Consider the following 8108-nt stretch of genomic DNA (forward strand, 5'->3'; position numbering starts at 1 on the left):
GAGGACCGCATCGTGACCGCGTTCGTCGGCCTCATGCACCGCGACGGCCAGGTCCTGAAGAAGAAGTCCTGGCTTATCCGCCCGGGCATCCCCATTCCAAGGCAGGCCACCGCAGTGCACGGCGTCACCACCACCCACGCGGACGAGCATGGCCAGGACCCCGCCGTCGCCGACATCGCCCGGGTCCTGCGCGATATGGTTCGGTTGTTGGCTTTCGTGTTGTCGTCGAGTTCTCGCCCGATGGGTTTCTTCGCGGGTGTTGTTGCGGTGGTGCCGTGATATCCGGGGTCGGCTCTCCATTCCGTGTTGTCGAGGATCGGTTCCCAGCCGCAGAGCGTGATCGCGGCCCGGTCGTGTCGGGCGCCGGCCACGGGGTCCGACACGCACAACAAGCCGCCGTCGAGGTCGCACGCGATCTGGACGTTCAGGCCCTGCCGGTGACGTTTCCCGGAGTAGTTCCCCCACGCGCTGGCGCGGTTCCCGGTCGGCACGTCCGTGCCGTCGACCAGAAGGACCCGACCGATCGCCGCGTCGGTCAGAGCGACACCGGACAGACAACACGCTTCCTCGATCAGCGGGACGATCCGGCGGTAAATCCGCGACACGGTCGGCTGTGAGACGCAGAACAGGTCACCGACAGCCATCTGGTTCAGGTTCTGCCGCACCAGCACGAGAGTGATGATGACCTGTTCCCGCAGATTCAGGATCGCCGCTCTTCCCGTCGACGTCGCGCGGGACTGCGTGATCTGCCATATTCGGGAAACGAGTTCCGTGATCTGCTCCGAATCAAGTCCTGTAGTAGATTTGTAGCTCATTGGGCTCTTGTCCCGAGAATGGTGAAGTGTGATAACTTCTATTCTCTCGCACGAGGGGCCGATGCCTTTCGAGCGACACACGCCAATCAGACCTTACGAATAACGCTCGTAATAACTGGATCAGTTGCCCCCGATCAATCGGCACATTTTTCGGGTTGAAATGGCACAGTCGAGGTCGCGTTCTTCGCGACGAAACAGTTCACATTTCGCAGCTAGCGGAACTTCTTCGCCGCTCTCAGCATTCGCGCGACGCCGAGACGCGACCCAATTCGTGAGCGTCTGCGGGACGAGTCCGAGCCCACGCGCCACGTCGGCGACGGGCCGCGATTTATCGATTACTTCGCGCACCGCTTCGGCGCGGAACTCCGGAGGTATTTCCCACGGGAACTGGACATCCCGACAATCCTTGCGGTCAACGCGGCAATCTTACCAATTCCGCGGTGGCCCTGAAGGAATGGGGCACCTCACTGTCATCCACCACACCCGACCGACGCACTGACCACCTGAAATCACTCACCCTCTACAGGCACGTCTCCCCAGTGGCGAAGCTCGAGCCGACGGACGGCGAGTGCTGAAGCGCTGACAGTCATTCGGCCGCGATCCACGCGGGGCCGACCGAACACATCCGTCGTGACGATCGCGGGTGGCCCGGTCTTGTGTCGCGGGGGAAGATGCCGTCGGCCGACAGTCTGCGCCGCAAGGCTAAGGATTTCGCGCACTATGGACTCGGCGATTTGTCAGCTTCCGTCGCGTGCCTCTATAGTCTCGACGGGGCGGCTGGTTCCGGTCACTGTTACTCGAGGATCTAGGCGAATCTCTTGGCGCTGACATCCTCCGTTTCGCTCATCAAGCGTGCCGCAGCTGCGGTCGCTGACGCGGTTCGGGTCGAGCAATACGACGAATGGGAAGCTGGCGACCGCGCCGCTACCCCTCCGAAGCCCCAAAGAACTGACACGCACGGCATCGAGAAACTCCACCACTCAGCGGAACGCGACCCAGAACGGAACTATCAAATGATCATTTGGCGCGGTTGGGGCATCTTGGCGCTCCTCTATGTGTTCGCCGCTTTCGTGGCCACCCAGTTACTGATAAATGCGCTCGCCCCGGGCGGAAAAGTGCCATTCTTGTTTGGTTTCGGGATTCTTCTAGCCGCGGCGGCCAGTTGGTTCACGGGCGTTGCGATCAATCGCAATGCACCCCATCGGAGGCTTGAAGCTTTGACAGAAGCTCGCAAGGCGGAACTCGCAGAGTACGTCGAGAAGGGTACTTTTTCACGTGGCCCCGGCCACCCGATTCCCCAGTCACAGAGCGAAGCACTGCTGATGGCGGATGCACAGCTCGAGCATGAGCGATTGGAAGCGCAGAAGCGCCTTGTCAATCGACATTCCCTCTTCTTCATCCCGCTGCAGTACTGGGGCTTCGTACTGGGAGGGATTGCAGTTATCTCACTGGTTAGCGACATCATCAAGCTCAACGCTTAGCCTCGATCTTTCATTGGGTTTCTAAGCCGGCTGAGTTGAGCGTCGGTGCGCCCGTTTGGGTCTGATTCTGCCTGATGCGCGCGCCGTTGAGTCGCGTGATCGCGGCGACTGCGGTGCTCGCCCATGTGGCGCGGTCGGAGAGATGTGGACGACGACGAGTGGCTCGGCGGGCACCTCGGCGTCGACGCTCTGATGCAGCTCTTCAGATCGGGAGTCCTACGCGATCGCGCATGACCTCGAGCAGTACGAGGTGTCCCACGACGTGAACAGCGTCCGCAACAACGGACCGCATCTGCTCGAGACGAGGCGCCGAATCGACCGGGAAGCCAATGCTCTGGTCGAGGAGGTGCCTCATTCTTTCCGGGCCACCGCGGAATTGGTAGTATTGCCGCGTTGATCGAAAGGATTATCGGGATGTCGAGTTCCCGTGGGAAGTATTCTCCGGAGTTCCGCGCCGAGGCCGTGCGCGAAGTGATTGACAAGTCGCGCGCTGTCGCGGACGTTGCCCGTGAACTCGGACTCGTTCCGCAAACGCTCACGAATTGGGTCGCGGCGTACCGAATACCGAAGGGGAGGAAGAGCTGACCGTCGCCGACCGTGCACGGATCAAAGAGCACGAGCGTAGGGTACGTGAACTGGAAGAGGAAAACCTTTTCCTGGGAAAAGCGTCCGCGTTCTTCGCGAAGAAGTCCCGCTGACTACCAAGTTGAAACTGATTCGACGCGAAGAACGCGACCTCACCTCCACGACATCGACCCGCGAAATGTGTCGAATGATCGGCGTAAACCGATCCGGTTACGACGAATGGCGCGACCGGAAAACCTCGAGAACAGCGAAATGGCAAACGGAGATCACCTCTCTCATCCAGACAGCGTTCGACGCGTCCGACGGCACCTACGGCTACCGCCGCATCGCCGCACAGCTGGCGCGCTGGGGCCAACCCGCGGCCCACAAAACCGTCCGCCGGCTCCTGCGCGCCGCAGGCCTGCAGCCCTGCCAACCCAAGCCCTGGCGGCCCACGACAACGATCCCGCGCGATCCGGCCGACATCCCCGACCTCGTGAAGCGTGACTTCACCGCACAACGACCCGGTTGCAAGTTAGTCGGTGATATCACCTCTATCCGCACCTGGGAAGGCTGGGTGTACCTCGCGACCGTTCTCGACTGCTCTTCGAAGAAAGTCGTCGGATATGCCCTCGCTGACCACATGCGAACCGAGCTGGTCACCGAAGCACTCGACATGGCTGCCCGCAATCAACCCGACAGGCTCAGCGACACCATCTTCCACAGCGATCACGGATCCGTCTACACCTCGGCCGAATTCGGACAAGTCGCGAAAAAGCTCAATATTAGACAATCAATGGGTCGAACCGGCGTCTGCTAGGACAACGCATGGGCCGAATCCTTCAACGGCACCCTCAAGAACGAACGATGCAACCGGACCCACGATCCAACGAAAGAGAAAGCGATCCGCGACATGGCACGATACATTGAATTGGCCTACAATTAACAACGACTTCACTCGGCACTCGACTACCGAAAACCGAACGAAGCCGAACAAGCGTGGCGAGACATGAATCTCGCCGCATAACCAGCTATTACACGGTCCAGAAAAAGCGTTGGCGCCGTGGCGTAAGCCGTTCGCGGTCCACGCTCCGGGGAAGATCGTCGCGGATCTCGCGATCACTCTCGCGTTGGGTGGCGACGCTCTCGCGGGCATCGGTGTGTTGCGCGGCGAGCCCGGTATGTTCGGGTGAGTCGCGTCGGATGCGACGGTGTCGCGCATCGACGAGCTCGAACCGGGGATGCACCGATTCGTCAGCCTGGGCGAGCAGAGCGAACAGCTCCCCGGCGCCTCGCTGGGCTGGAACCTCGGCGGCATGGGTGTGCACTGGACCGCCGCGACTCCGTGGCCAGAGGATCAGGAGCAATTCGGCGACCCCGAGCGCTGGCCCGCCCACCTCGCCACGGCGCGACGACTCCTGAAGGTGTCGCCGTCACCGATCGGACCGACCATTGTCGGACGCCTCGTGCTCGACACCCTGGGCCGACACCTGGCGGACGTTTCGGTGCCGGGTCGCGAGCCGATGCTGATGCCGATGGCGGTGACCCCCACCGAGGGGCGCGGGGTCCGGAGCCATCTCTGCTCTCCCCCCTGCCACGGGCGATGACCCGCGTTTTACCGTCGTCACCAGCTCGGTCGTGACCGAACTGCTGCGCCAGGGCGGTCGGATCGCGGGCGCCCGCCTCCGTGATGCAGCGACGGGAGAGACGAGCACGCTCACCCCGGGCGTTGTCATCGTGTGCGCCGACGCGCTGCGCACCCCTCAGTTGCTCTTCGCCTCCGGAATCCACCCACCCGCCCTGGGTTCCTACCTGATCGAGCACACCTTCCTCAGCAACCGCGTGCTGCTCGATCTCGAGCGCTTCGGCCTGGTCATCGACGAGCTGGCCGTGGCCGACCCCCGTGAGTTCGTGACCGACTCACTCTGGATCCCGAGCAACTCGCCGCCCAGCCGTTCCAGGCGCAGGTGCCTTCGTGAGCAGCACTATTTGCCGCGGATATGCTCCGCGAGTCGCGAAAGCGTGCCCTCGTTGCGCCGGTAATGGATCCACTTGCCAACCCTGGTCGCCTGCACCAGGCCCGCCCGCTCAAGGGTTGCCATGTATAAAGACACCGTCGATTGCGCCAACCCCGACTTGGCTTGCAGATGGCTGACACAGACCCCGACCTCATCCCGGTCGGCTATCGGCTCCCACTGAGCGAACTCGCCGTGAGGGTCCTGCAACCACTCCATGATCTGCAACCGCGCAGGGTTCGCCAAAGCCTTCAATGCCTCAACCGCAGCCAGAGGAGGCTCGCTTTCGGCAACGCCCACTGAGTGGGGAGTCCGTGACGTCACCACGGTCGCCTCCTACCGTTCTTGTAGGCAGCATCATATCTCGATGTGACGATCCCGCCTCCTCCAAGTACGCATTGACACATTGCGATGTGTCAATATTATGAGTGTGTCCGCGCGTACCGGGACCGCCGTGCAACTGCTGCCAGCGAAAAACCCCGGGACACACCATAGGAAGTACACGATGTCTGAGACCAGCAAGCCGTTGATCACCGTTGTAGGTGCCACTAGCAAGCAGGGCAGGAGTGTCGCGGCCTCCTTGCTCGGAAGCGGCAGGTTCCGGGTGCGAGCCCTGACCCGGGACGCCGACTCTGCGCAGGCCCGGAGGCTGGCGGTGCTAGGAGCGGAGATCGCCGAGGTTCCCCTCGCGCTGGGTCACCAACGCGAGTTCGTCGATGCGTTCGGATCGGCCGAGGGGGCCTTCCTGATGACTCCACCCATCGCGCCTCCGTCGACAGAGGAGGTCCCCCTCGGGCGTCAACTTGCCGATGCAGCGGTCGAGGCTGGGGTGAAGCACGTGGTTTTCAGTGCGCTCGAGAACGTCGATGAGCGCTCCTCGGGCGCCGAGTACGCCCCGCACTTCACTGACAAGGCGCTCGTCGCGGAGCACATTCGGACGTTGCCGATCGCGCACACCTTCGTCATGCTGTCGTTCTTCTACACCAACGCGCTGGAGTACTACACCCCGCGCTTCGACGGTGACACGGTGCTCATGCCTTTCTACCTTCCCGAAGACTTCCGAGCCCCGTTCGTGGACCCACTCACCGCGACCGGGCCGGCCGTCCTCGAGGTGTTCTCCAACCCCGACACCTACCGCGGCGCCTGTCTGCCGGTCGTAGGGGAGGTCACCTCCCCGGGCGAGATGGTCGAGACGTTCTCCCGTGTCACCGGGCTCAAAGCCGAGTACCGCAACGCCTACTCTCGCGAAGGCTTGCTGACCTACTTCCCCGAGTTGGGAGAGAACCCTCTGGTGGTCGACGAGATCCTCGGCATGGCCCACTACGCGGTCGACCTCGGGTACTTCCGACAGGACCGCGACACGATGTGGAGCCGGCACACGGATCCCAACACCCTGAACTGGGAACAGTTCCTCCGCACGACCGACTGGCGTGGCCAGCCGGTCACTTTCGGTCACTAGTTAGGAGACCGCGCCCTGTTCCGGCTCGTTCTGTGATGTCCTGCGCCTCTTGCGTGACGGGTGTGGATGAGGTCTCGGTCGTCTCCTTCGTGACGGTGAGTGCGACGAGGGCAGCGGCGGCGATTGCTGCGATTGCTGCGATGACGAAGGCGGCGAAGTATCCGGCGCTGAGGGCTGTCCCCTACCCGGCCGCCTGCCGACCGCAAGCGTGGTCAGCCGCCGCGTCTGTCGCCGTACTCGCCGTCGCAGCCGACCTCACCCCCGCCGGCCTGCCCGCAAGAGCCGACCCCGGACTGCTGAGGGTTTGGTTGACTCGTTCTCTATGCCGCGAGTGCGGCGGTTTTCGTTGTCTCAAACTCGATCGGGGTGAGGCGTCTCAGGCCTTGTTGGCGGCGTCGTCGGTGGTAGACGCCCTCGATCCAGGTGATGATCGCGAGGCGTAGTTCCTGTGTCGTGGCCCATCGTTGCTGGTCGAGGACGTTCTTCTGCAGCAGATCGAAGAACGACTCCATCGCGGCGTTGTCCGCGCAGGCGCCGACCCTGCCCATCGATCCCGTCAGTGTGTGTCGGTGTAGTGCTTTCACGAACGTGTTCGAGCGGAATTGCGAGCCGCGGTCGGAGTGCACGATCGTGCCCGCGGCTTCGCGGCGCAGCATCGCGTTGTTCAGCGCGGTGACTGCCAGGGACGCCTTCATGCGCGAGTCGATGGAGTAGCCCACGATCCGGTTCGAGTACACGTCCTTGATCGCGCAGAGGTAGAGCTTCCCCTCGCCGGTGGGGTGCTCGGTGATGTCGGTCAGCCACAGCTGATCGAGATGGTCGGCGGTGAACGCCCGCTTCACGAGATCGTCGTGCACGGGCGGGCCGGCTTTCCTGGTCAGGCCCCGTTTCTTCGCGAACGCGGACCAGATCCGCTGCTGCGAGCAGATCCGCCACACCCGCCGCTCAGACGCGACATGGCCGGCCTGCTCGAGCTCGTCCGCGAGCAGGCGATACCCGAACGTCGGGTCCTCGCGGTGGGCGTCGAATGCGGCGTTGGTCAGGTGCGCGTCGTCCCAGTCGCGGTCGGAGAAGGGTCGCTTCTTCCAGGCATAGAACGCCTGTTTCGTGAAACCCAGTACCCGGCAGGCCACCGCGACGGCGATCCCGTCAGCGGCAAGGTCAAGGACCAGCGGGAACATCATTGTGGGCTGACCTCGCGGGAAGCGAAGTACGCCAACGCCCGCCGCATCACCTCCGCCTCCTGCTCGAGAAGGCGAGTGCGACGCTTCAGATCACGCATCTCGTTCGACTCGGCCGAGGTGACGCCGGGCCTGACCCCGTCCTCGATATCGGCCTTCTTCATCCAGTTCGTGATCGAGTTCTCCGAGATCCCGAAGTCTTGCGCGATCTGCGCGAGGGGTGTTTCACCCTTGCGCGCCACGGCGACGACATCCCGGCGGAACTCTTCCGGATACGGCTTGGGCATGACTGCCATCCTTCCAGCAGCGACCAACGGCCACCACACCTCAGGAGTCAACCAAACCCTCAGCAGTTCCGCCCGCCACCACCGCAGCTTGACAAACCACATAGGGACACCCCCGCACCCCCGGCGCGATCGTCACCGCCCTGAGCGCCGACCTTGACTACGCGAAACGCTGGGGGCTCCGCCGCGCCGGCTCCGCCGGCCAGGTGGCCTACAACCGCCGCGACAGGCACATCACCGTCACCATCACCGGGTTCAGCGACGCGGAAGCGCGCCGACCCGAGCCCCGACTCCGACACCGCGGACGCG

The 8108-nt window shown here is 63.3% G+C and carries 7 protein-coding genes and 2 pseudogenes; 6 read left to right on the forward strand and 3 right to left on the reverse strand.

Annotated elements, in window-relative coordinates; translation table 11 throughout:
- Window positions 1-671: transposase family protein (locus B0H03_RS15715; protein WP_165827999.1), on the reverse strand; the 671-nt coding region annotated here is incomplete at its 3' end.
- Between the two features lie 264 nt (window positions 672-935).
- Window positions 936-1190 (reverse strand): transposase, encoded by a 255-nt coding sequence (locus tag B0H03_RS17610; RefSeq protein ID WP_104264565.1) that lies wholly within the window; start codon window positions 1188-1190, stop codon window positions 936-938.
- Between the two features lie 443 nt (window positions 1191-1633).
- Between B0H03_RS17610 and B0H03_RS15725 the strand changes: the two genes are divergently transcribed.
- From B0H03_RS15725 to B0H03_RS15755, 6 genes and pseudogenes are all read left to right on the forward strand, one after another.
- Entirely contained in the window at window positions 1634-2296 is a 663-nt protein-coding gene (locus tag B0H03_RS15725) for a hypothetical protein (protein ID WP_127843916.1), read from the forward strand.
- Window positions 2297-2710: 414 nt separating this feature from the next.
- A pseudogene (locus tag B0H03_RS15730) lies at window positions 2711-3887 on the forward strand (IS3 family transposase).
- A 10-nt stretch (window positions 3888-3897) separates the two neighbouring features.
- A pseudogene (locus B0H03_RS15735) lies at window positions 3898-4050 on the forward strand (IS1380 family transposase); the annotation flags it as partial.
- A 21-nt stretch (window positions 4051-4071) separates the two neighbouring features.
- Complete coding sequence (locus tag B0H03_RS15740; RefSeq protein ID WP_104264567.1) at window positions 4072-4467, forward strand: hypothetical protein; 396 nt, start codon at window positions 4072-4074, stop codon at window positions 4465-4467.
- A gap of 31 nt (window positions 4468-4498) precedes the next feature.
- Window positions 4499-4903 carry a GMC family oxidoreductase N-terminal domain-containing protein gene (locus B0H03_RS15745; RefSeq protein WP_104264568.1) on the forward strand — a complete coding sequence of 135 codons (405 nt, stop codon included), beginning with the start codon at window positions 4499-4501 and terminating at the stop codon, window positions 4901-4903.
- Between the two features lie 477 nt (window positions 4904-5380).
- The gene (locus B0H03_RS15755; protein ID WP_104264569.1) at window positions 5381-6334 is read left to right on the forward strand and encodes an NmrA/HSCARG family protein; all 954 of its coding nucleotides are present in this window, start codon (window positions 5381-5383) and stop codon (window positions 6332-6334) included.
- A gap of 320 nt (window positions 6335-6654) precedes the next feature.
- Here the strand turns inward: B0H03_RS15755 and B0H03_RS15760 are convergent.
- A protein-coding gene (locus tag B0H03_RS15760) for an IS3 family transposase (protein WP_104264570.1) occupies window positions 6655-7802 on the reverse strand; the annotation gives its coding sequence in 2 pieces (ribosomal slippage) (window positions 6655-7520 and window positions 7520-7802; 1149 coding nt in all).
- Window positions 7803-8108: the final 306 nt, after the last annotated feature.

Origin of the sequence: Rathayibacter iranicus NCPPB 2253 = VKM Ac-1602 (assembly GCF_003149025.1) — a bacterium.
GTDB lineage: Bacteria > Actinomycetota > Actinomycetes > Actinomycetales > Microbacteriaceae > Rathayibacter > Rathayibacter iranicus.